16 protein-coding genes are annotated in these 26117 nt (G+C 44.8%); 15 read left to right on the top strand and 1 reads right to left on the bottom strand.

Annotated features, from left to right (window positions below; all coding sequences use genetic code 11):
• Positions 1-201: 201 nt before the first annotated feature.
• Positions 202-4212, top strand: a complete 4011-nt coding sequence (locus tag P3L47_RS07555; protein ID WP_427910545.1) for a two-component regulator propeller domain-containing protein — start codon at positions 202-204, stop codon at positions 4210-4212.
• A gap of 9 nt (positions 4213-4221) precedes the next feature.
• On the opposite strand, the gene P3L47_RS07550 is transcribed toward P3L47_RS07555, so the two are convergent.
• Positions 4222-5238, bottom strand: a complete 1017-nt coding sequence (locus P3L47_RS07550) for a LacI family DNA-binding transcriptional regulator (RefSeq protein ID WP_277783210.1) — start codon at positions 5236-5238, stop codon at positions 4222-4224.
• Between the two features lie 298 nt (positions 5239-5536).
• Between P3L47_RS07550 and P3L47_RS07545 the strand changes: the two genes are divergently transcribed.
• From P3L47_RS07545 to P3L47_RS07480, 14 genes are all read left to right on the top strand, one after another.
• Positions 5537-6469 (top strand): aldo/keto reductase, encoded by a 933-nt coding sequence (locus P3L47_RS07545; protein WP_277783209.1) that lies wholly within the window; start codon positions 5537-5539, stop codon positions 6467-6469.
• 32 nt (positions 6470-6501) lie between these two features.
• Entirely contained in the window at positions 6502-7425 is a 924-nt protein-coding gene (locus P3L47_RS07540) for an amidohydrolase family protein (RefSeq protein ID WP_277783208.1), read from the top strand.
• A gap of 23 nt (positions 7426-7448) precedes the next feature.
• Positions 7449-8699, top strand: coding sequence for an L-fucose:H+ symporter permease (fucP, locus tag P3L47_RS07535; RefSeq protein ID WP_277783207.1), 1251 nt, complete (start codon positions 7449-7451; stop codon positions 8697-8699).
• Between the two features lie 21 nt (positions 8700-8720).
• On the top strand, positions 8721-9737 hold the full coding sequence (locus P3L47_RS07530; protein WP_277783206.1) for a zinc-binding alcohol dehydrogenase family protein: 1017 nt from the start codon (positions 8721-8723) through the stop codon (positions 9735-9737).
• A 185-nt stretch (positions 9738-9922) separates the two neighbouring features.
• Positions 9923-12442, top strand: coding sequence for a GDSL-type esterase/lipase family protein (locus P3L47_RS07525; protein WP_277783205.1), 2520 nt, complete (start codon positions 9923-9925; stop codon positions 12440-12442).
• Positions 12443-12448: 6 nt separating this feature from the next.
• Positions 12449-13888 (top strand): tagaturonate reductase, encoded by a 1440-nt coding sequence (locus P3L47_RS07520; RefSeq protein WP_277783204.1) that lies wholly within the window; start codon positions 12449-12451, stop codon positions 13886-13888.
• Entirely contained in the window at positions 13888-15375 is a 1488-nt protein-coding gene (locus P3L47_RS07515) for a UxaA family hydrolase (RefSeq protein WP_427910544.1), read from the top strand. The genes P3L47_RS07520 and P3L47_RS07515 overlap by 1 nt, the downstream gene beginning before the upstream one ends.
• Before the next feature lie 75 nt (positions 15376-15450).
• The gene (dinB, locus tag P3L47_RS07510) at positions 15451-16542 is read left to right on the top strand and encodes a DNA polymerase IV (protein ID WP_255419285.1); all 1092 of its coding nucleotides are present in this window, start codon (positions 15451-15453) and stop codon (positions 16540-16542) included.
• 38 nt (positions 16543-16580) lie between these two features.
• Positions 16581-17174, top strand: coding sequence for an RNA polymerase sigma factor (locus tag P3L47_RS07505; protein WP_277783203.1), 594 nt, complete (start codon positions 16581-16583; stop codon positions 17172-17174).
• Between the two features lie 75 nt (positions 17175-17249).
• The gene (locus P3L47_RS07500; protein WP_277783202.1) at positions 17250-18239 is read left to right on the top strand and encodes a FecR family protein; all 990 of its coding nucleotides are present in this window, start codon (positions 17250-17252) and stop codon (positions 18237-18239) included.
• A 276-nt stretch (positions 18240-18515) separates the two neighbouring features.
• Complete coding sequence (locus P3L47_RS07495; RefSeq protein ID WP_277783201.1) at positions 18516-21752, top strand: TonB-dependent receptor; 3237 nt, start codon at positions 18516-18518, stop codon at positions 21750-21752.
• An 18-nt stretch (positions 21753-21770) separates the two neighbouring features.
• A complete protein-coding gene (locus P3L47_RS07490) occupies positions 21771-23372 on the top strand; it encodes a RagB/SusD family nutrient uptake outer membrane protein (RefSeq protein ID WP_277783200.1) in 1602 nt (533 codons plus the stop codon).
• Between the two features lie 75 nt (positions 23373-23447).
• Positions 23448-24884: a Gfo/Idh/MocA family oxidoreductase gene (locus tag P3L47_RS07485; protein ID WP_122361728.1), complete on the top strand. Its 1437-nt coding sequence runs from the start codon at positions 23448-23450 to the stop codon at positions 24882-24884.
• Between the two features lie 7 nt (positions 24885-24891).
• Positions 24892-26031 (top strand): family 20 glycosylhydrolase, encoded by a 1140-nt coding sequence (locus P3L47_RS07480; protein ID WP_277783199.1) that lies wholly within the window; start codon positions 24892-24894, stop codon positions 26029-26031.
• The last annotated feature ends 86 nt before the right edge of the window (positions 26032-26117 follow it).

The following is a 26117-nucleotide window of genomic DNA, read 5'->3' as shown; positions in this document are numbered from 1 at the left end:
CATGATTTGCGGCAAATATATATCATTTTTTTTAAATACAAAGCATATTGTGTGTGCGAATACACAATTATTTTCATTTAATTGGGAACTCACAGTAGAACCGGGTTATAATCAAGAAATGATTCTGTGTAGAGTTGGGTTCTACGTTTTTTTTATCATCTTTGTATAAAGAAAACACACAACACATTACAGGCTGTCTTTATGAGAAAATCTGTTCTATACCTTTTGCTGATGATTTTCTGTCTGTCCGGGCTATATGCCGCCAACAGAAAACCATTTAATTATTACTTTTCACATATCTCAAGTGAAGACGGCTTATCAGAAAGTCAGGTCAAAGTAATCCTACAGGACAGTTATGGCTTTATGTGGTTCGGGACCAAAAACGGGTTGAACCGTTATGACGGAACCTCTATCCAGACATTCAATTGCGACGATTATATCACCGGAACAAGCAATCACAATATATCCGCCCTTTTTGAAGATGAAAATAAAAAGTTGTGGGTAGGTACAGACCGGGGCGTGTATATCTATGATCCGGTTTACGACAAATTTTCTTTCATCAACCTGGAGGCTGAGAATGGGGAAAGAATGTTCAACTGGGTAGCCAGAATAACGTCCGACCATGATGGAAATATATGGGTGCTGATCCCTGACCAGGGCGCTTTCCGTTATAAAGACGAGAAGTTATATTATTATGCCATCACCAACAAGGATAATATCAAACGGGAAAGTACGGAAGCCATCTGTGTAAAAGAAAACGGCGAGGTGTGGATCGGCACGGCAGGAGTCGGTATCTTCCGTTACAACCCCGAAACAGATTCATTCACTCAATACCATACCGATAAGAATGGCAACAGCCTGATGGGCGAGCATATCTTTGCCATGTGTGAATATGGCGACTGGATCGCCCTCGCCATTCATGACGGCGAACTGAAAAAATACAATCCGGTGACCAACGTCCTGCAGACAGTGAAAGCCCCGGGCGTGCACCATACGATCCTACGGGATGTGGTATGCCTCGACAAAGAAAGACTTTGGGTCTGCACGCATGCCGGGTTATTCATTGTCGATGAAGCCCACAATAAAGTAACCCATCTGGAAGAAGACCCGATGCATTCGTACAATCTTTCGGATAATATCATCTTTTGCATCCATAAAGACCGGGAAGGTGGGATCTGGCTCGGCACAAAATTCGGGGGTGTCAACTACCTGCCAAACCATAAGCTGCTGTTTGAAAAGTATGTTCCTTCCAGTTCGGAAAAATCGCTCAACACGCGACGCATCCGTGAAATCGTGGAAGCTCCCGACGGCAATATATGGATCGGGACAGAAGATAACGGCATCAATATACTGAATCCCTCAACCGGCGAAGTTACACAGATAAACTATCCGGCTTCCGACAGGAAAAACCACCTCATGACCCAATCCATGAGCTTCCATGACGGGAAAATATACTGCGGGCTGTTCAAATACGGGTTGGATATTATCAACATATCCGACTATTCGATCAGGCACCTCACCCACCAACAGTTAAACCTCGACGAAGAAAGCGTTTATTCCCAGCTAATCGACAGTCGGGGCCGTCTATGGGTAGGAAATGCATGGGGACTATCCCGGGCAGAAGCTAATTCTTCCAACTTTACCCGGATTCCTGAGGTAGGGCTCGACTGGATCGTGTGCATGCTGGAAGATAAAAAAGGACGGATATGGTTCGCCTCGATGGGAAGCGGTGTCTGGAAATATACACAGGAAGATAACACTTTCAGGAAATATTTTAATGACGAAAAAGACCCCGGCAGCCTGAGTTCAAACTCTGTCAGTTCCATTCTGGAAGACAGCAAAGGACAGATATGGTTCTCTACAGACCGGGGCGGTATCTGCCGGTATAATGAGACGGATGATAATTTCACCACTTTCTCCAAAGAGCAGGGATTACCCGATGATGTCGCCTATAAAATATTGGAGGATAACAAACATAATTTCTGGTTCGGCACGAACCAGGGACTTGTAAAGTTTAAACCGGAGACCGGGGATGTCCGTGTATTCACCGTTCAGGACGGATTGATCGGCAACCAGTTCAACTACAATTCAGGAATTAAGGCGAGCGACGGAAAATTTTATTTCGGGACGATCGACGGACTGATCGCCTTTAATCCGAATGACGACCAGCAAAGTGATTCCATTCCTCCGGTTTATATCACCAAATTCAGCATCTATAATAAGGAAGTAACGGTACATACGCCCAATTCGCCGTTAAGTAAAAGCATCCTGCATACAAACCGGATCGTATTGCCTTACGACCAGTCGAACATCAGTTTTGATGTAGCTATACCTTCTTATTCGTCTGCACGCAGCAAAGAATGTTTCTATAAAATGGAACCGCTGGACCATAACTGGGTAAAGTCAAACAGCAATCAGAACATATCCTATGCCAAATTACCTCCCGGCAATTATATATTCCACGTAAAAGCAACACAGGAAGAGGATACAGACGATCAATCGGCTACATCGCTCCGCATCACCATTCTCCCTCCCTGGTGGTTGTCGACCTGGGCCTACATTGCTTATACGTTACTGGTGCTATGCCTGATATACGGATGGTTCCGCTGGTACAAACGGCGTAAGGAACGGCAGATGGAAGAAAAACAGAAACTTTTCGAAATAGCCAAAGAAAAGGAACTCTACGAAGCTAAGGTGGAATTTTTTACCGAGATCGCCCATGAGGTACGTACGCCCCTGACACTGATCAACGGTCCGCTGGAAACGATCCTCGATATGCATATCCAGGACAGTAAGATCACGCGTAACCTGACCGTGATCGCCCAAAACACCAAACGCCTGCTCGAACTGACCGGGCAGTTGCTTGATTTCCGGAAAGTCGGAGCCAATAAATTCAAGATGGACTTTGCTTGGGTGAATGTCACCACCTTGCTTAAAGATACGATCCTGCGCTTCGAGCCGACCATCCTGCAACAAGAGAAAGTACTGTCTGTCGACATTCCGAAAGAAGAGATCACGGCTGCCATCGACCAGGAAGCCGTTACCAAGATATTGAGTAATCTGCTGAACAATGCGCTGAAATATTCGGCACAGACGATACGGATCGAACTGCGTCAGGAGGAGACCACCTTCAGTATCCGCGTGATCAGCGACGGAAAACGGATACCGGCAGAACTCAGCCAGCAGATATTCGAACCTTTCTACCAGGTCAACAAGAAAGAAGGGACATCGACAGGTGCCGGTATCGGCCTGCCGCTCGCCCGTTCGCTTGCCATGCTCCATTCCGGTCAGCTCTGGCTGGATACCAAGGCCACCGACAATTCATTTGTACTGACATTACCTCTTGTCCAGGAAAAAGTCCGGCAACAGGAAAGTGCCGTTATCCAGGAAGAATTCATTTTCCCGGAAGAAGGGACCACAGTTAATGCCGAAGGCCGGAACTATACGCTTCTGCTCGTAGAAGATAATGAGACTATGCGCTCGTTCCTGGCGGAAAAACTTCAGGAACTCTTCATCACGGAAACAGCTCCCGACGGTAAAGTGGCACTGGAGATCCTGCGTGAACATCACGTAGATATTGTTGTCAGCGACATTATGATGCCTGTGATGAACGGTCTCGAACTGTGTAAAGAGATAAAAGCTGATATCGAACTCAGCCATATTCCGGTTATTTTCCTGACAGCCAAGAACGACCTCGACAGCAAGATCAATGGTCTGCGCCTGGGAGCGGAAGCATATGTAGAAAAGCCTTTCTCTTTCAATTACCTGGCGACACAGATATTCTCGCTGCTAAACAACCGGCAGAAAGAACGCGAAGCATTCTCCAAGCGTCCGTTCTTCCCGGTCAATAATATGCAGATGAACAAGGCAGACAAGGAGTTTATGGATCGGATCATCGCAATCATCCACGAAAATATCACGGATGAAAACTTCGGTGTAGAGAGACTGGCAGAAATACTTTTCCTGAGCCGCTCCAGCCTGTTGCGCAAGATAAAGGTGTTATCCGGATTGTCTCCGAATGACTTTATCCGTCTCATCCGCCTGAAGAAAGCAGCAGAACTGATACTCGACGGCCAGCACCGGATCGGGGAAATATGTTACCTGGTAGGTATCAACTCTCCTTCTTATTTCAGTAAGATATTCCTGAAGCAGTTCGGTGTCACACCAAAGGATTTTGAAAAGCAGAATCAAGGTGTACCCAATGAAGGATGAAAGGGAAATTCATCTTTTCCGGGAAGTTTCCCGCACTGACAAATGGGTAGGTACAACGATCTGCCGGGGCTTTTCCCGTTTTTTTATCTGCTTAAGAAGGAGGTTACAGCATTCCTCTCCCATCTTATAGGTCTGATGAGTGACGGCTGTAAGGGCTGGTTCCACATAGTTGGAATGAAGTTCGTCGGTATAACCGATCAGGGCAATATCGGCAGGGATGCGGAACTGATGCTTTTTAATCTCTTTCATGGCAGCAAAAGCCAGTGTGTCGTTCATTGCCAGGATGGCATCCGGCGGTTCCGGCAGTGAGAGCAACCGGCAACAACCTTCCCGCCCCTCTTCATAGGTCATCTTCTTACAGACAATCAACTCTTCTTCGACTGGGAAACCTTGCTCTTTCAATGCCTCCATATATCCGTCACGACGCTGCTGCACGATCGCCAAATGATCCGAACCACCCAAGAAAGCCACCCGTTTCGACCCCGTCTCCAACAGATGCCTGGTAGCCACCCGAGCCGACTCCTTATTATCTGCCACCACCGAAGGGATCGTACTCGTCAGGCAGACACGGTCGAAAAAAACCAACGGTATATCCATATCTTCCAGAGAAAGAAAATGGGAATAATCGGTCGTTTCCTGTGAGAGACAGGCCAATATACCCTCCACCCGCATGTTTACCAGGTCTTCCACACAATGCAGTTCCTGTTCGTACTGTTCATAGGAAGAAGTGATAATAACGGAATACTCGTTCTTACGCGCCACGTCATTGATACCGCTGATAATCGATGAATAGAAATGAGTAACGATATCCGGCACGATGATGCCGATAATACGCGGTGTATTTTTCAACAGACTCAACGCAAACGGGTTCGGCCGGTAATTCCATTCTTCGGCAAGCGCCTTCACCCGTTCCCGCATTTCGGGACTGATCTCGTAGCTGTCATTCAGCGCACGCGATACAGTAGAAACGGAAACACCCAGTTCTTTGGCCAGGTCTTTCAGCGATATGTGTCTTTTCTTAGGCATTACAATTCCGATTACTTCCGGCAAATATACTTATTTCCGGCAGAAAACCGGCTTTTCTTCATCACATCCGTTCAAACTCTCAACCGATTTCCAACAGATCCTCCGGCTGTTTCAATTTGTTTCACCCCGATGAAACACTTGTTTCTCCTAGGTGAAACAGTTGTTCCATCAGGGTGAAACAGTTTCGACCACCGCAGCATAGTGCAAACCTTTGCGTAGATTTTTCAGCACAAAACGGCTATAGGCAAACCATAAAAGCTATACATTTGAGCAATCGATAACTCAAATCATACATACCATGAACTACTCATATTGTGGAAAAACAGGGATGAAAGTACCCGTTCTGAGCTTTGGAGCCTCTTCGTTGGGCAGTGTCTTTCATGAAACACGGGAAGCGGAAAGCATCCAGGCAGTATTTACTGCCGTCGAAAACGGGATGAACTTTATCGACGTCTCCCCTTACTACGGACATTACAAGGCGGAAACGGTATTGGGAAAGGCACTGAAAGAAATTCCCCGCGACGCTTTTATGCTTTCAACAAAAGTCGGCCGCTACGGAAAAGACGGCGTTAATACCTGGGACTATTCCGGCAAACGGGCTACCGAAAGCGTATATGAAAGCATGGAACGGCTGCATTTGGACTACATCGACCTGATCAATGTACACGATATCGAATTTGCCGACCTCAACCAGGTGGTGAACGAAACATTGCCGGCATTGGTGGAATTACGCGAAAAAGGAATCGTGAAGCATGTCGGCATTACCGACCTTCAACTGGAAAACCTGCAATGGGTAATCGACCGCGTCCCCGAAGGAACGGTAGAAACCATTCTCAATTTCTGCCACTACTGCCTGAACGACGATAAGCTGGCCGACTATTTCGATTATTTCGAATCCAAACAGATCGGTATCATCAATGCTTCTCCCCTTTCGATGGGATTATTGTCGCAACGGGGTGTTCCCGACTGGCATCCGGCACCGGCAGCACTGGTAGAAACCTGCCAAAAAGCAGTGCAACACTGCGCTTCCAAAGGTTACCCGATAGAAAAACTGGCTATGCAATACTCAGTAAGTAACCCGAGAATCGCAACCACCCTGTTCAGTTCGGCAAATCCGGAGAATGTCCGGAAAAACATCCAATATATAGAAGACCCGATCGACTGGGACCTGGTTCGTGAAGTACAGGAGATTATCGGCGACCAAAAGCGGGTCAGCTGGTCGAACTCCTGACCGGAAAACAAATATCCTTTAAAGAAAATACCATGAACAGAAAGATTATAGATGCCCATTCCCATCTTTGGCTCAGGCAGGATACGGTAGTCGACGGATTGCCGATACGGACACTCACTAACGGACGTTCACTCTTTATGGGTGAAATCCGGCAGATGGTTCCTCCGTTTATCATCGACGGCAGGAACACGGCAGAGATATTCCTGTCGAACATGGATTATGCACAGGTTTCGGCAGCCGTCGTCACCCAAGAGTTTATCGACGGCATGCAAAACGATTATTTGCTGGAGGTCGCCAACCGCTATCCGGATCGCTTCTTTGTCTGCGGTCTCTGCGAATTTCGCCGTCCCGGCTATACGGCACAGGCACGCGAACTGGCTGCCCGCGGATTCAAGGCTATCAAGGTGCCGGCACAACGCCTTTTACTCCAGGAAGGGCGGGTCTGTCTGAATGGTGACGAGATGATGGAAATGTTCCATTTTATGGAAAACAAAGATATGATCCTCTCCGTCGACCTGGCTGATGGCGACAGCCAGACCGGTGAACTGGAAGAGGTGATTCAGGAATGCCCCGGATTAAAAATTGCGATCGGACATTTCGGTATGGTTACCCGACCGAACTGGTTGGCGCAGATCAGCCTGGCACGTTACCCGAACGTCCGCATCGAATCCGGAGGTATCACCTGGTTGTTCAACGACGAATTTTATCCTTTCCCCGGTGCCGTTAAAGCGATACGCGAAGCAGCAGACCGGGTAGGCATGGAGAAGCTGATGTGGGGATCGGATTATCCCCGCACGATTACGGCTATCACCTACAGGATGTCATACGATTTCATCCTGAAGACCGAGGAACTGACAGAACAGGAAAAGGACCTCTTCCTGGGAGAAAATGCAGCCACTTTCTATGGATTCAAAGAGTTGATCGAATTACCTTATATCAAAAACATGTCCGAATAAACACGACCTAACACAATCATACCATGAAACAGAAAAACTATATGCTACCGCTGGCGCTGATATTCAGCCTTTTCTTCCTGTGGGCGATCAGTAGCAACCTGTTGCCGACCATGATCCGGCAGCTGATGAAAACCTGTGAACTGAACCCGTTCGAGGCATCATTTACCGAAACGGCCTACTGGCTGGCTTACTTCATCTTCCCGATCCCGATCGCCATGTTCATGAAACGGTATAGTTACAAGGCAGGGATCGTTTTCGGACTGTTCCTGGCTGCTTTCGGAGGCTTATTGTTCTTCCCGGCTGCCCTGTTAAAAGAATACTGGGCGTATCTCAGTATCTTTTTCATTATCGCGACAGGTATGTGTTTTCTGGAAACGGCAGCCAACCCTTACGTAACCGTATTGGGTAATCCGGAGACGGCTCCCCGACGGTTGAACCTGGCACAGTCGTTCAACGGATTAGGAGCCTTTATCTCGGCCATGTTCCTCAGTAAACTGGTATTAAGCGGAAACCACTATACACGTGAAAGCCTGCCCGTCAATTATCCCGGAGGTTGGGATGCGTACATCCAGTTTGAAACGGATTCAATGAAACAGCCATACCTTCTATTAGCACTTTTATTAATCATTATCGCAGTTGTTTTCATTGTTTCCAGACTACCCCGTATCCAGGACGAAGAACATACAGGCGAGAAAGAGGGAAAGCTGATCGACTTCGGCGTGCTGAAACGTTCGCATCTGCGCTGGGGAGTGATCGCACAGTTCTTTTATAATGGAGGGCAGACAGCGATCAACAGCCTTTTCCTGGTATACTGTTGCAGTTATGCCGGGTTATCGGAATCGGTCGCGACCACTTTCTTCGGTCTGTATATGCTGGCTTTCCTGCTGGGACGATGGATCGGCACCCTGCTGATGGTCCGCTTCCGTCCGCAGGACATGTTGCTGGTTTATGCACTGCTCAATGTCGTACTTTGCGGAGTGATCGCCTTATGCGGCGGAATGGTCGGGTTATATGCGATGCTGGCTGTATCGTTTTTCATGTCGATCATGTATCCGACACAGTTCTCGTTGGCGTTAAAAGGACTGGGCGACAATACCAAGAGCGGCTCGGCTTTCCTGGTGATGGCAATCGTCGGAAATGCCTGTCTGCCCCAGCTGACGGCTTACGTGATGCATCATTTCGAAGCTGTTTATTATATCGCTTATCTGATCCCGTTGGTTTGCTTCCTTTTCTGTGCTTACTACGGGTGGAAAGGCTATAAAGTGGTCGATTAATTTATAATATATATAATGTATATGAAAGCAATACAAATTCCCGCTCCTGCAACACTGCAGGTAGTCGACATAGCAAAGCCGGAAGTAAAAAACGGCGAAGTTCTTCTGAAAATTAAGTTTGTCGGTTTTTGCGGCTCCGACCTGAACACATTCCTGGGGCGTAATCCGATGGTCAAGCTTCCCGTTATCCCCGGTCATGAGGTCGGAGCTGTGATTGAAGCCGTAGGTCCCGGGATTCCTGACGGATTCGAACCGGGCATGAGTGTTACCGTAAATCCTTACACCAACTGCGGTAAATGCGCTGCCTGCCGCAACGGACGGGTAAATGCCTGCGAACATAATGAGACATTCGGCGTACAGCGTAACGGTGCAATGGGAGAATATCTCGCTCTGCCCTGGCAGAAAGTCATTCCGGCTCCCGGCATTTCTCCCCGCGACTGTGCCCTGATCGAACCGATGAGCGTAGGATTTCATGCAGTCTCCCGCGGACAAGTCACCGACATCGACACCGTCCTGGTCATTGGTTGCGGCATGATCGGTTGCGGGGCGATTGTGCGTGCTGCATTAAGAGGTGCAACAGTGATCGCCATGGATCTGGATGATGAAAAACTGGAACTGGCCAAACGTATCGGTGCCCGTTACACGATCAACTCACAGACTGAAAATGTACATGAACGTTTACAGGAAATGACCGACGGCCTGGGACCGGATGTGGTCATCGAAGCCGTAGGAAGTCCGGCAACTTATGTAACGGCGGTAAACGAAGTCGCTTTCACCGGACGGGTAGTATGCATCGGCTATGCGAAAAGCGAAGTAACCTTTCAGACCAAATATTTCGTACAGAAAGAGTTGGATCTCCGGGGTTCACGCAACGCTCTGCCGGAAGATTTCTGGGCTGTAGTACGCTATCTTCAGCAGAACAGTTGTCCGCGGGAAGAACTGATATCCCGGATTGTCACCCCCGAAGAAGCATTTGCCGCCATGCAGACATGGAGCGCTGCTCCCGGTAAAGTATTTCGTATTCTTATAAAGTTCTGACATATAAAAAATTTAATTACCTTCGCAAGGCTACAAGATGGCACACTGATAACACAGATTAAGCAGATGACCACAGATCTTTTTTAATAATATATCTGCGATAATCAGCTTAATCTGTGTTATCTGCGTGCCATTTAGCAGACTCTGAATAGAGAATAGAGAATCAAGAATCGAGATAAGTTATCATGAAAAAGCTAATCAATCTAATCGTATTTTTTCTGATCGTCAGTCTGAATGGCTGGACGCAGGAAGCCGCTGAAGTAATCCGAGTGGCATGTGTAGGAAACAGTATTACATTTGGGGCCGGGATTGCCAACCGCGACCGCGACAGTTATCCTTCTGTTCTCGGGCAAATGCTCGGAAAGAAGTATGAAGTACGGAACTTCGGCTTTAGTGCCCGTACTATGCTGATGAAAGGGGATCGTCCTTACATGAAGGAACAAATGTTTAAAGATGCTCTCAGCTATAATCCCGACATCGTTATAATCAAGCTGGGGACAAATGATTCCAAATCGTTCAACTGGAAATACAAAGCCGGACTTCCCGGAGATATTCAGACGATGATCAATGCGTTTAAGGCAATCCCGTCAAAACCAAAGATCTATCTTTGTTATCCACCCAAAGCCTATGTCAGCGATGCCAGTATTAACGACAGTATCATTGCAGCCGGTGTTATTCCAGTGATTGAACAGGTAGCGAAAAGGAATAAATTACCGATCATTGACTTACATACGGCATTGAGCGGCATACAGGAACATTTCCCGGATAATGTCCATCCCGATCCAGTCGGTGCACATAAAATAGCCGAGACCGTTTACAAAGCGATTACAGGCAAAGAAACTTCGCACCGGATGCAGGCTTTTCCCGGTCTGAAAAGCGAATGGAACGGATGCGACCGTTACGATTTCCAGTTCAAGGGACGCGATGCGATCGTGGTTGTCCCTAAACAGGCGGCCAAAGGAAATCCGTGGATATGGCGCCCGGCTTTCTTCAATGCTTTCCCCAGTGTAGACAAGGCTTTACTGGAAAAAGGATTTCATGTAGCTTATTATGATGTGACACATTGTTATGGGAACCCGCGTGCAGTAGCACTAGGCACGGAGTTCTACCATTATATGAAAGATTGGTACGGACTTTCTCCGAAAGTGACTCTGGAAGGATTCAGCCGCGGTGGTTTATATGCTTTGAACTGGGCTGCCAAAAACACAGACAAGATCGCCTGCATCTATATCGACGCCCCGGTTTGCAATGTATTCAGCTGGCCGGGAAGAAAGAATGCAGAGTTGTGGAACGACTTGTTGAAAGAATGGGACCTGACAGACGAAGAGATGAATGCGTTCAAAGGTAATCCGATCGACAACCTGGAACCGTTGGCAAAAGCCGGAATCCCGATCATCAGCGTTTGCGGAGATGCAGACAAAGTCGTTCCGCTCAAGGAGAATATGGATATAGTACGTTCCCGCTACCTGGCTCTGGGTGGTCCGGTAGAAGTAATTATCAAACCGGGTGTAGACCATCATCCCCATAGTTTGGAAAATCCGGAACCGGTTGTGGACTTCATCCTTCGCCACCAACCGGAATATGAGAAATATCTGCATTACAACGTGCGCGGCAGCCTGCAAAACTCGTTTGTCAAGTTCGAGAAAGAACGTAAAGCACGTGTCGCCTTTCTGGGCGGTTCCATCACAGAGATGAACGGCTGGAAGAACATGATCGAAAAACAGCTGCAACAGCGTTTCCCTTATACGACTTTCGAATTTGTAGAAGCCGGCATCGGTTCTACCGGAACGACTCCGGGTTCCTTCCGAATGAAAAATGATATTCTCTCGAAAGGAAAAATAGACCTGCTTTTTGTGGAAGCAGCCGTGAACGACCATACAAACCATTTCAGCCCATTGGAACAGGTACGTGGCATGGAAGGGGAAGTGCGCCATGCATTACTGAGTAACCCGGAAATGGATATCGTGATGTTACACTTCATCTACGATCCGTTTATCCCGATGGTTGCTAAAAAACAGCAACCAGACGTCATACTGAACCACGAACGGGTGGCAAACCATTACCTGATCCCTTCTGTCAACCTGGTTCAAGAAATAGGCGAACGGATGCAGGACGGCGAGTTCACCTGGGAACAGTTCGGCGGAACCCATCCGCTACCGTTCGGACATAAATTCTATGCCGCAGCCATCAACCACCTCTTCGATACGATGTGGAAAGGAATCACTCCCAACAGTCCAGTCGTTGCCCACGAAATACCTGCACAACCACTCGATGCATACAGTTATTATGGCGGCGACTTTATCGACCTGAAAGAGGCTAAACTGAACAAAGGCTGGAAATACGTTCCTTCCTGGCGTGCGGATAATACGTATGAAAAGAGAAGAGGTTTCGTTGATGTTCCCATATTGGAAGCTACTCGTCCGGGCGACAAATTGACACTCGACTTCACAGGAAAAGCGATCGGTATTTTCTGTACACCGGGTCCGACAGCCGGAATCCTTGAATACAGCATCGACGGTGCCCCATTCAAAAAGCTCGATACGTTTACCGAATGGAGCAAATATCTTTATATTCCCTGGGTATATATGCTGGAAACAGAATTAGATGACACAGCCCATAAGCTGGTACTTCGTATCTCGAAAGAAAAGAATCCCGATTCTTTAGGTACGGAATGTCAGATACGAAACTTCGTTGTAAACAAATAAAATAAAATGAAAGAATTAAACAGGAAGAACGTTCCGGTCACCATCCGCCCGGAACGTATCATACAGTTTGGAGAAGGTAATTTCCTTCGGGCATTTGTGGACTGGATCATCTGGAATATGAATGCCAAAACGGACTTCAATAGCAGTGTTGTAGTTGTTCAACCCATTGAGAAAGGGATGGTCGACATGCTCAAGAAGCAGGATAACCTGTATCATGTCAACCTGCAAGGTTTGGACAAAGGGAAAACAGTCAACAGTATCGAACTGATCGACGTAATCAGCCGTTCACTGAATCCTTACACCGATTTCGAAGCATTCATTCAATTGGCGGAACAGCCGGAAATGCGTTTCGTGATCTCCAACACGACCGAAGCAGGCATCGTTTTCGATCCGTCCTGCAAACTAAATGATGCACCAGCCTCCTCTTACCCCGGTAAACTGACACAGTTACTTTACCACCGTTTCAAAACATTCGACGGGGATAAGAACAAAGGATTAATCATTTTCCCCTGCGAACTGATCTTCCTGAACGGACACAAACTGAAGGAGACTATTTACCAATACATCGATCTCTGGCAACTGGGCGAAGCATTCAAAACCTGGTTCGAAGAGGCCTGTGGTGTTTATGCCACGCTGGTAGACCGTATCGTTCCCGGTTTTCCACGAAAAGAGATCGATACCATCAAAGACAAACTCCAATATAACGATAACCTGGTGGTACAGGCTGAGATATTTCATTTATGGGTAATCGAAGCACCACAGGAAATATCCAGGGAATTTCCCGCCGATAAAGCCGGCCTGAATGTATTGTTCGTTCCTTCCGAAGCTCCTTATCACGAAAGAAAGGTTACTTTACTGAACGGCCCTCACACCGTCCTTTCACCCGTTGCTTTCCTTTCCGGAATCGACATCGTACGGGATGCCTGCCAGGATGAAGTGATCGGAAAATATATCCGCAAAGTGATGTTCGAAGAACTGATGGAAACGTTGAACCTGCCTAAAGCAGAACTGGAACAGTTTGCAAATGATGTACTGGACCGCTTCAACAACCCGTTTGTCGATCATCAGGTCACTTCCATCATGCTGAACTCTTTCCCCAAATACCAGACACGCGACTTGCCGGGTTTGAAAGAATACCTGAAACGCAAAGGTGTTTTGCCGGAAGGACTTGTATTGGGACTGGCAGCGATCCTTACCTATTATAAAGGAGGCAAACGTGAAGACGGAACCGAGATCGTACCCAACGATGATCCGAAGACAATATGCCTGATGAAAGAACTTTGGGCAACCAACTCTACACGGACCGTGGCTGAAAATATCCTGGCAGTGGATGAGATTTGGGGCGAAGACCTCAACCGGATTTCCGGGTTAACAGAGCGGGTTATTTATTACCTGGATGCGATTCAGGAAAAAGGTATGAGAGAGGTAGTAAAAGAGATTCTCTGATGAAAAAGTATATCCAAATAAATCCGGCCGATAATGTCATTGTTGCCATAGCCCCGTTATCAGCCGGAGATCAGATTGAACTTGGTGATCGTCAGATCACTATCCGGGAAGAGATCCCAACCGGGCATAAAGTGGCGTTGAAAGATTTCACCACCGGTGATCTTGTTATCAAATATGGTTTTCCCATCGGCCACGCACGGAACGATATCCCTGCCGGAGCCTGGGTAAACGAGAAAAATATAAAAACAAACCTGGACGGGTTACAAGATTACACCTGGCAACCACAGGACACAACATTACATATTCCCGACCGAGGATTGACCTTTAACGGCTACCGACGTAAAAACGGAGAAGTCGGCATACGTAATGAGATATGGATCCTGCCGACAGTCGGTTGTGTTAACGGCATCGTCAACCAACTGGCAGAAACTCTCCGACGGGAAACGGATGGGAAAGGTGTGGATGCGATCGTGGCTTTTCCCCATAATTACGGCTGTTCCCAGTTAGGTGACGACCATGAGAATACCCGTAAAATCCTCCGGGACATGGTAAAACATCCGAACGCCGGTGCAGTACTGGTGGTCGGACTAGGCTGTGAAAACAATCAGCCGGATACTTTCCGCAAGTTTCTGGGGGAATACGATACGGAACGTGTTCGCTTTATGGTCTGCCAAAAAGTGAAAGACGAGCAGGAAGAAGGCATGAAGCTACTGCGCGAATTATATGCCATAGCCTCAACCGACCAACGTACGCCGGTTCCTTTCAGTGAACTGCGTATCGGTTTGAAATGCGGTGGTTCGGACGGTTTCTCCGGTATTACTGCCAATCCGCTATTGGGTGTATTTTCCGATTTTCTGGTTGCACAGGGAGGAACGAGTGTTTTGACGGAAGTCCCCGAAATGTTTGGTGCCGAAACATTATTAATGAATCGTTGCGGTACAGAAGAGTTATTCAACAAAACCGTCCGCCTCATCAACGACTTCAAAGCCTATTTCCTGGAAAACAAACAACCGGTTTATGAAAATCCTTCTCCCGGAAACAAAGCCGGAGGTATCTCTACCCTGGAAGAAAAATCACTCGGCTGTACACAAAAGTCCGGTAAATCAGGAGTCAAGGATGTCCTTATGTACGGAGAGCGTTTATCCGCTAAAGGTTTAAACCTGTTGAGCGCCCCGGGAAACGACCTGGTAGCCAGCACGGCATTAGCCGCCTCGGGTTGCCACATGGTACTTTTCACCACCGGACGGGGAACGCCTTTCGGAACATTTATCCCCACTGTCAAGATTTCAACCAACACTGCTTTATCAGAAAACAAACCCGGCTGGATCGACTTTAACGCCGGAACTTTGGCGGAAGGTGAAGCAATGGAAACCCTTGCCGAACAGTTTATCCGGTTCATACAGGATATTGCCGGAGGAAAACAGACCAACAATGAACGGAAAGGATATCGGGAGATTGCTATATTTAAGTCCGGGGTAACGCTATAAATCTAACGACAAACGCACTTTCTCCCTCTTTTTGATTATCTTTGATAAAGAAAAGGAGGCTATACGGAACGCAAAATCATACATATAGATATGGATGCATTCTATGCATCGGTCGAGCAACGGGATAATCCGGAACTGAGGGGGAAACCTTTGGCGGTGGGTTATTCGGAAGAACGCGGTGTGGTTGCAGCAGCCAGTTACGAGGCGCGAAAATATGGTGTCCGTTCCGCCATGTCGTCGCAGAAAGCAAAGCGGTTATGCCCCAATCTGATCTTTGTTCCGGGCAGGATGAGTGTATACAAAGAAGTCTCCAACCACATTCATGAGATATTCCATGAGTATACGGATATCATCGAGCCGCTCTCGTTGGATGAAGCCTTTCTCGATGTCACAGAAAATAAAAAACAGATACCTCTTGCCGTCGATATTGCCAAAGAGATCAAGCAGCGGATACGGCAGGAACTGAACCTGGTCGCCTCAGCTGGCGTATCCTATAATAAGTTCCTGGCAAAAATAGCTTCCGACTACCGGAAACCGGACGGTCTTTGTACGATCCATCCGGCACAGGCTCTCGATTTTATTGCCCGCCTGCCCATCGAATCATTCTGGGGTGTCGGCCCTGTCACCGCCAAAAAGATGCATACGTTGGGTATTCACAACGGAGAAAAGCTAAGGGAATGCTCATTGGAAATGCTTACCCGCCAGTTCGGGAAAGCCGGTTTCCTTTATTATGAATGTTCCCGCGGAATAGACCTGCGCCCGGTAGAAGCCGTACGTATCCGCAAATCCGTCGGCTGCGAACATACGCTGGAAAAAGATATTTCCCGCCAATCGTCCGTCATCATCGAACTTTATCATGTAGCGACCGAACTGATCGGCCGCCTGCAACGAACCGGATTCAAAGGAAATACATTGACATTAAAGATAAAATTTCACGATTTCACATTAAAAACAAAAAGTATTACCCAACCGCACGAACTGACCTCCTTAAACGAGATCCTCCCCCTTGCCAAACAACTGCTGAAAGAGGTCGATTATGAAACGAACCCGATCCGACTGCTTGGCCTTTCTGTTTCAAACCCACAGGAAGAACGGGAAGAAACTGTAAAAAAAGAACGGTGGGAACAGTTAAGTTTGGAGTTTAGTGATTGGAAAGTTTCGTATTAAAGTTATATTTGCAAAAAATCTAAAAGGGATACTATTATATGCACAAGCGGTTCCTCTCCATATCCGGGCAAACCGATGATGAGTTACTTATTCTTTTGCAAAAAGGAAATGAGAGGGCTTTCACTACTATTTATGAACGGTATCATAAATTACTTTATGTCGTTGCTTTCAAATATTTAAAGGACAACGATACCGCCAAAGATGCCGTCCAGCAAATATTTCTGAAGCTCTGGGAGTCACGCACGCTCCTCAGCATCCAGATCAACCTGAGAAATTATCTGTACACCATGCTGAAAAATCACTTGCTGAACGAGATCAGGAATAACTATACCGCATTGGAGAAGAATTATGAACTGGCACAAGAAACAATCGAGTATGAAAACGAAATATTGGAAAAGCTGGAAGAGAAGGAAATGAGCGAACAGTTGTACCGGGCTATCGGCAACCTGCCGGAACAGAAGAAAATCGTCTGCCTGTACAAACTGGAAAAAGGATTGTCCAATCAAGAAATTGCAGAAAAGATGCAGATATCGATACCGACAGTCAAAACTCATTATTCGCAGGCCATCAAACTGCTCAGGGAACATTTCGATAAGTTGCTAATCCTGCTACTCTCTTCTTTTTTCCTCTAAAAAAGGGAAAAAGAGTAACAAACACTCATACCAACAGTCCAGTTATGTGTCAATTAAGAAAACAGGAATAAAAAAATGAAAACACCAGATAAACATATCATCGACAGAACGCTCGACAATACCGCCACTCCGGAAGAAGCACGCCAGGTAATCCGCTGGTTCTCCACTCCCGAAGGTTCCCGGTATTTGTCATCGCTAATGGATGAAGATATGGAAAAGATACAGCCCGGCTGCGAAGAATTATATGCAGAACGATCCATCCCAACAGACGAGATGTACAAGTACATCATGAAGAAGATCCACCTGCAACAAAGGAAGCGGTTCATTTTTCGTGCAGCCGCCATCCTTATTCCGTTACTGTTGTTCCTCGGGCAATTCTGGTATATAGATAAACGCATCGACCTTTTCGCTGATTCCGGTTACGAAGAAATATATGTACCTAAAGGAGAGCGCATGCAACTGATCTTCCAGGATGGTTCACGCGCCACACTCAATGCCGAAACCCGTATCAAATATCCCCGAAAATTCGGTTTCTCCGAGCGCAAAGTCGAACTGGAAGGAGAAGCATTTTTCGAGGTCTCGCCGAACAAGGACCGTCCATTCATCGTTGATATGAAAGATATCAATGTAAAGGTACTGGGTACGACATTTGATGTAAAAGCCTACACTACCGACCCGGATATCTTCGTTTCCCTGGAAAGTGGAAAAGTACAACTGGCAAACCAACACAGTTCATTAGCCTACATGAAACCAGGAGAAAAAGCGACTTACAACCGGAAAAGCGGCGTTTGCAAAATATCCCGTCCAGAGAACATCAATCTCCTTTCTGCCTGGAAAAAAAATCAGATTGTATTCGATAATACGCCTCTGTCTGAAGTGATAACAACCTTGTCACGCTGGTATAATATAGAATTTATCATAGCTGACTCATCGGTTCTCCACTATAACTACACGCTTACCTCAACAAACCAGAGCATTGAACAAATTCTGAAAGATATTGAGAAAATAACACCAGTGAAATTCATTGAAAAAGAAGGTATTATCAGCATAGAACTAAAAAAATAAAACTTTTTTCATTTTCTACTCATACTTTTTCTACCACCGTGTGTCTACTATATAGAAAGCATCAAATTGTTTAACCTATAAAAAAGACACACATGAACAACACAACATAATAAACTCAAAAAAATAACCGGAAATGTCCCCACATTCCCGGTTATCTGCATACCGAAATTCAAATTAATTTCTAATACATAAATTCATTTCAAAAGTATGAAAAAAAATGATTCGTGCTTTATCCCCAGGCACCTTTTAATATTAATTGAGAAAATCCCGAATGCAATGAAACTGACATTTTTATTTCTGGTTATCTCCTTGTTAACCTTTACAGCAGAAGCCTCAGCCCAGCGGGTTTCTATGTCACTCAACAACGTCAAGGTTGAAAAAGTGTTATCAGCCATCACCAAACAGACGGGACTTAGCGTTGCATACAGCAAGCAAATTGTCAATCTGGACAGAAAAGTGAGTATCCAGGTTGAAAATGCAGATGTTGCCTCGGTTCTGGAAAAACTGGTTGCCGATACCAATCTGAATTACGAGATCAAAAACAATAAGATCTATTTGTTCGAAAAACAGACTGTGACTACAAAACCAGCTATTCAGCAACAAAAAAAACAGATTTCAGGAAAAATTGTAGATCAAAATGGAGAATTTGTTATCGGAGCAAATGTAGTAGTTGCCGGAACAGCGATTGGTACAATTACAGATACAGATGGTAATTTTACATTGGAAGTACCTAACGGAGCTACATTGAAAATCTCTTATATTGGTTATATCGAACAAAGTATTCCTATTGGTAATAAATCCGTCATATCTGTTATCCTAAAAGAAGATTCCCAAACATTGAATGAAGTGGTGGTGGTTGGTTATGGTACACAAAAGAAAGCTACTTTGACCGGTGCTGTCGCCAGTGTACGATCGGAACAAATTGCCAATAGAGCAGCATCAGATGCTACGAACTTGTTGACCGGTATCGCTCCGGGATTGACAGCTATTCAACGTTCCGGTCAGCCGGGAGCCGACGGTGCAGAATTTATTATTCGTGGTCCCGGAACACTGAATTCTACATCTCCCTTGATCATTGTCGATGGAATTCCGGGTAGTATGAATGCCATTGATCCGAATGACATAGAAAGCATCAGTGTTCTGAAAGATGCTGCCTCCGCTGCTATTTACGGTGTGCGTGCTGGTAATGGAGTAATTTTGGTTACAACCAAGAAAGGGAAGGAAGGTCGCATGAAAGTATCTTATAATGGGTATATCGGCTTTCAAAACCCAACCCGTCTACCTAAATGGGTGAACTCTACCGATTACGCGACCTTGTATAATGAAGCGTTGACTAATGACGGATTGGCTCCCAAATATTCAGATACGGACATCGAAAATTACCGAAAAGGAACAGATCCGGATCTGTATCCTAATTCGAATCAAACCGACGAGTTATTTTCAAAAAGCGGATTCCAGCATAGCCACCATGTACAGTTGGATGGAGGAACGGAAAAAACAAGATATAATTTCTCTTTAGGGTATCTGAACAGAGAAGGATTAATTGCTCAAACTGGTTTGGAGAGATATTCAATCAGAGGTAATTTTGATTTCGACATTAGTAAACGAGTGAATTTTGGTATGAATTTCTCATACATCAGACAGGAAAAATCACAACCTTATCAGAGTATCAATGAGTTGGTTCACCGTTCTTATCGTGAAACACCTGTTACTCCGATCAAATGGTCGAACGGGAACTGGGCTGCTTTCATGAATGAACATAATTCAGTAGCAGAAGCACAAGACGGAGGCTATGATCATTATACAGATAATTTCCTGACTGCTATTGGAACACTCGAAGTAAAGCTCATGGACGGCTTATCTGTAAAAGGTGTTGCTGCCTTAAATGGTAATTTCACCCATACCAAAAGACAGCAATACAACCTGTTGCTTTATAATGCACCTGATGTTGTCGGTATGAAGTTCAGACCCTATTTATATGAGAACAGAGGAGAATCATCTGATATAAACTTACAGGCGTTTCTTAATTATGATAAAACATTCGGGAAACATAATGTGGCTGCGGTCCTTGGTTACGAACAACGTAAATACACAAACTCTTCCATCGCCGCATCTCGTTATGATCTTCCTGAAAACAACATGTTGGATCAAATAAATGCCGGCGATGCTTCCGACCAGCGAAACGACGGAGGAATGGATGAAAATAGTATCCGTTCCGTGTTTGGCAGGGTAAACTATAATTTTGCAGAACGCTATCTATTGGAAGTTACATTGCGTTATGACGGCTCCTCCCGCTTCCCTAAAGATAATCGTTTTGAATTATTCCCTTCCGTATCGGCAGGTTGGCGCATATCTGAAGAAGAGTTCTTCCATTTCGATCCTGTCTCAAACCTGAAATTAAGAGCTTCATGGGGACATTTAGGAAATCAGGAAATTGGTAATTATGCCTATCAGAATAAATATTCTTTAGGGCGTTTGTATGGTTTCGGAAATATAATGTATTCTGGTATCGCAGAGAATTATAGTATGTCCAATGCAACTATTGGCTGGGAAAATACCGAAATGGTGAATGCCGGGTTGGACTTGAATATGTTTAACAACAGACTGTCGTTTACATTTGATTATTTCGTTAGAAACACTCGTGATATCTTAATGAGTTTGCCTCAGCCTTCCATTTTGGGAGCTTACGCTCCGGTAATCAACGCCGGTGCAGTACGGAACAATGGTTTTGAAATGCAGTTAGGATGGAATGATCAAGTAAAGGACTTTAATTATTATGCTAATCTGAGTGTATCCAGAGTAAAGGATAAGATTACGGATCTGAAAGGAGCTGATACTCCAGGACGTTCAGTTGGCGATCCGATTAATAATATATTTGGTTTGGAAGCCATCGGTTTGTTTGCTTCTGAAGAAGAAATTAAAAATGCTCCGAATCAAGATTATACAGGAGGTGCTTCCCCCGGAGATATCAGATATAAAGACCAGAATGGAGATAAGAAAATTACAGCAGAAGACCGTGTCAACATCGGTAACTCTTTTCCTGGCGTAACTTTTGGTTTACAGCTCGGTGCAAGTTATAAAGGTTTTGATATGGCAACTACGATTCAGGCGGTAGCTGATGTCCAGGGTTACTTGACGGGAACAGCCGCCCAAGCTTTTTCTAATGGAGCAAGTGCTCTGGAAGCACAAAAGGATCGTTGGACACCAGATAATTTGAATGCTTCTTATCCTCGCCTTTCGTTGAACAACGCATCAAGGAATTATACGCAGACGAACTCTTTCTTTATGGAGAATGCCAGCTATATAAAAATGAGAAATTTACAAATCGGCTATTCCTTACCCAAATCTGTGTTAAGTAATCTGTTCGTTGAGAAATGCCGTTTTTATGTAAGTGCGGATAACCTGTTCACAATTACAAGTTTCAGAGGTTTCGACCCGGAAACTCCGTGGGGTGGAGGTAATATCTATCCAATGGTTACTTCTTATACATTTGGTTTAAATCTTGTCTTCTAATCGTTAATGATGATAAACATGAAAAAGTATATTTTTATATGGATGATAGGGATCATATTCCCCTTATTTACTGCTTGTAATGATAGCTTTCTGGATCTGAATCCGAGAGATCAATTATCGGAGCAAACATTTTGGGCCACGGAAACGGATGCTTTTAATGCGTTGGTCGGCGTTTATTCCCGTTATACGGACGGTGATAATGTTTGGATGTATTATGATCATATATTAGGTTTGCCGGCCCGGACGGACGAAGCAGTCAATGTGTGGAAAGGTAATGATTATAATAACCTGGGAGCAGGAAATAACAGCCCTTCCATGTGGTATACGAAAGAGTTATGGTCTATCCGCTATCGTATTATTCGTACTTGCAATGTGTTTCTGACTAATATTGACAAACCGGAAATGGATAATACAAAGCGTGAACAAATGAAAGGGGAAGTTAAATTCCTGCGTGCTTTTGCTTATCATTTTCTGTTGAATAACTGGGGAGGAGTTCCCATTATTGAAGAACCTCTGAATCTGGAGGATCTGAAACGCCCAAGAAACACTGCAGAAGAAGTGCTGGATTTTATTTTAAAAGATTTAGACGATGCAATCAAGGTCCTGCCGGAAACATGGTCGTCTGAATATGCCGGACGTATTACGAAAGGAGCAGCTTTAGGAATGAAAGCACGTGCATTGTTATATGCCGGACGTTGGGAAGAAGCTGCCGTTGCCGCAAAAGCTGTAATGGATTTAGGAGTACATTCGCTGTATCCTAACTATGAAGAGTTATTTGAAATAAATAATAAGTATAATGATGAAATATTATATGCTTGGCAATTTGTAGGACAAAATATGGCAAACTATACGCAAATCTATATGCATTTCCCTAGTTATGGCGGTTGGGGTGGAACAAATCCTTTACAGGGCTTTATTGATGAATTTCCTTGTACAGATGGAAAGCCGTCTTATGAGTCTGCCGTATATAATCCCGAAAAACCATATGAGAATAGAGACCCTCGTTTTTATATGTCCATCATATATCCGGGAGCGACTTATAGGGATGTCGAAATTCCGGTTTATGGCGATGTAGACTATCCGGGAGCAACAGGAAATTCTTCCCAGTCCGGATATTATACTCGTAAATTCCTGGATGATGGAGCTGTCAGATATGCTTTGATACCTATGGAAAGTAATGTAGTCATATTGCGTTATGCAGAAGTACTTCTGACTTATGCAGAGGCTAAGATTGAATCCGGCTCAATCGATCAGTCTGTGTATGATGCCATCAATTTATTGAGAGCAAGAGCCTATGGGGTTAATATTAGTGAAACTGATAAATATCCTGCTGTTACAGGAGGTTCTCAAACCGAGTTGAGAGAGATAATACGCCGTGAACGTATGACCGAACTTTGTTTTGAAGGACAGCGCAGAGACGATATTATTCGTTGGAAAACAGCCGAAAAAGCATTGAACGGCGCTTGTTATGGAATTCCTGTGGAAAAGGGCAGTAAAGACCATATTTTAGTGATGGAGCGTCGTTTTAACCCTTCTTATCATTATCTCTTCCCGATTCCCCAAGATGAAATCGACCTGATCGGTAAAGATATTATGAAACAAAATCCAGGTTGGGATTAATTCTTTAGACCGTATAATCCTGAGTGGTCGAAATCATTCAGGATTATTTTTATCAATCTGTAAAATATTATTATCATGAGTATAAATCGTCGTAACTTTTTAAAAGGTTCTCTTTTCGGAGCAGGGATGGCTCTGACCGGCTTTACTAGTTGTTCTTCCGTAGATAAATCAGAGGCAGAAGCCATTGTAAGAGAATGCGTAGAAAAAGGGAAAAATAGAAAACAACTGTTTAATATGTGCGGTTATGCCGCCGATCCTATTCCGGTTGTCCGGATCGGTTATGTAGGAATAGGGAGCCGGGGAAGCTGGGCCGTAACTCGTATCCTCAATATCAAAGAAATAGAGGTCAGGGGCTTGTGTGATCTACGGGAAGAGGCAGTGAAGAAGAACCAGGAGACACTTAAAAAATTTAATAAACATCCGGCAAAGGAGTATTTTGGAGATGAGTATGCTTGGAAAAAGTTATGTGAGCAGGAAGACATTGATTTGATTTACATCGCTACTCCTTGGAAGTGGCATACTCCCATAGCTGTGTATGCAATGGAATGCGGAAAGCATGTGGCGGTAGAAGTTCCGGCTGCAAAAACATTGGAAGAATGCTGGCAGCTTGTTGAAACATCTGAACGCACCCAAAAACACTGTATGCAACTGGAGAATTGCTGTTATGACTTTTTTGAGATTTTAACGGTAAACATGGTTCAAAAAGGATTGTTCGGAGAAGTAATTCACGGAGAGGGTGCCTATATCCACGAATTACTAAGTGGCATGTTCGGAGAACCGGAATGGCCGGCATGGAGATGGGATGAAAATCATAAAAGTGGAAATCCTTATCCGACACATGGTCTAGGACCGGTATGCTGGGCTATGGATATCAATCGTGGCGACAAAATGGAATATCTGACCTCCATATCAACCGATGATTTCATGATGGAAGCAAAAGCGAAAGAGTTGGCGGCTAAAAATGATTATTATAAACCGATGGCGGCAATGAAATATAGAGGTAATATGAATACAACAACTGTTCGTACGGCGAAAGGTAAAACAATTATGATCCAACATGATGTAAGTACTCCTCATCCATACGATCGTTTGCATGTACTGACTGGAACAAAAGGTTCTTGCCGCAAATATCCCGAACCAGGTAAAGTTGCATTTGGGCACGATTATATTTCGCAAGAGAAGATGACAGAACTGGAAGAACAATATACTCCAGAGGTTGTTAAACACATTTCTGAAGTTGCCAAAATTATAGGAGGTCATGGAGGTATGGATTTTATTATGGATTGGAGAATGATCGATTGCTTACGTAACGGCTTGCCTTTGGATATGGATGTATATGATGCGGCAGCATGGTGTAGTATTACGCCATTAAGTTATTGGTCGGTAGCAAATCGTTCCAATTCAATTGATGTTCCGGATTTTACAGGAGGATCTTGGAAAAAGAATCGTCCGGTGGATCTTTCTCTTCGTGGAGGTGGAAATACGAATGTTGTAGAACAACCGAAATCCTAAGTGCATTATGAACAAGAAAATTTGTTATCAGGCATGTTTATTTTTATTCATGTTTTTCATGGGGGTTCAGGAGATATATTCACAAAAAGACGCTAAAGAGTGGAATAAATTACCGATTAAAGCCCTTTTGTTAGCTCCTCCTGAACCAGGACAGGTAGAATCATTTTGTCATTTTATCAAAGACGCTTTGCCTAAAGAAGGAATTAATACCTTGGTTGTTCGATTTAAATATAGATATAAATTTGAGTCTCATCCGGAATTGGCAGATACATTGGCTCTGTCTAAAAGTGAAGTGAAACAGATAGTACAAGCCTGTAAGGATGTGGGTATACGTTTAATTCCTAAAATGAATCTGTTGGGACATCAATCGGAAGGAACACATGTAGAACCATTACTTATCAAATATCCAGAGTTTGACGAGTCTCCAGGGGTCGATCCTCCTGTCCCATGGGTAGACGCTTACCCTCAGGGCGGATTCCTTTGTAAAAGCTTATGCCCTCAACATCCGGATATATATAAAATTTTATTCCCTCTAATGGATGAGTTAATCGATGTTTGTGAGGCAGATGCTTTTCACGTAGGTTTGGATGAGGTTTGGATCATTGCCCATGAGAAATGCCCCAGATGTTTCGGAGGAGATCGGTCTGCAATTTATGCCGAACATGTAAGAAATCTTTATAACCACCTTAAGAGTAAAAGTTGTGAGATGTGGATGTGGGGGGATAGACTGATCGATGGAAAAACGACGGGGCTAGGAGCATGGCAAGCCAGTTTGTCTGATACACATAGGGCTATTGATTTGATCCCGAAAGATATAATGATTTGTGATTGGAAATATGAAGATGCTCCGCCTACACCTGAATATTTTGCTATAAAAGGATTTAATGTATTGGTCAGTACATTTTGGAAATCTGATGTTGCCATAGACCAACTGAAAATGTTGGAAATGGTACGAAGAAACGGAGCTAAAGAAAGTTATTCTCCTATCCTGTCTTCTAGGATGCAAGGAATATTTACGACTTCCTGGGAACCCGCCGAAAACTTTATAAATACCTATTATGGTCGACCGGCTAAGCGGGATAGCAAAGCGGCAAAAGCCTTTAAAACTATAATGGAATATGTTCGAGTTTCCGAAAATAAGGACTGATTAAAATGTAAGATAAGCTGATAAAAAAGGAGCCGTCTAACAACCAAATGTTAGATAGTCTCCTTTTTTAATTAGAAAAAGACCTA

The organism is Parabacteroides chongii (genome assembly GCF_029581355.1).
Lineage (GTDB): Bacteria > Bacteroidota > Bacteroidia > Bacteroidales > Tannerellaceae > Parabacteroides > Parabacteroides chongii.
The sequence above is the reverse complement of the archived record's forward strand: the minus strand, read 5'-3'. Positions and strand labels throughout refer to the sequence as shown.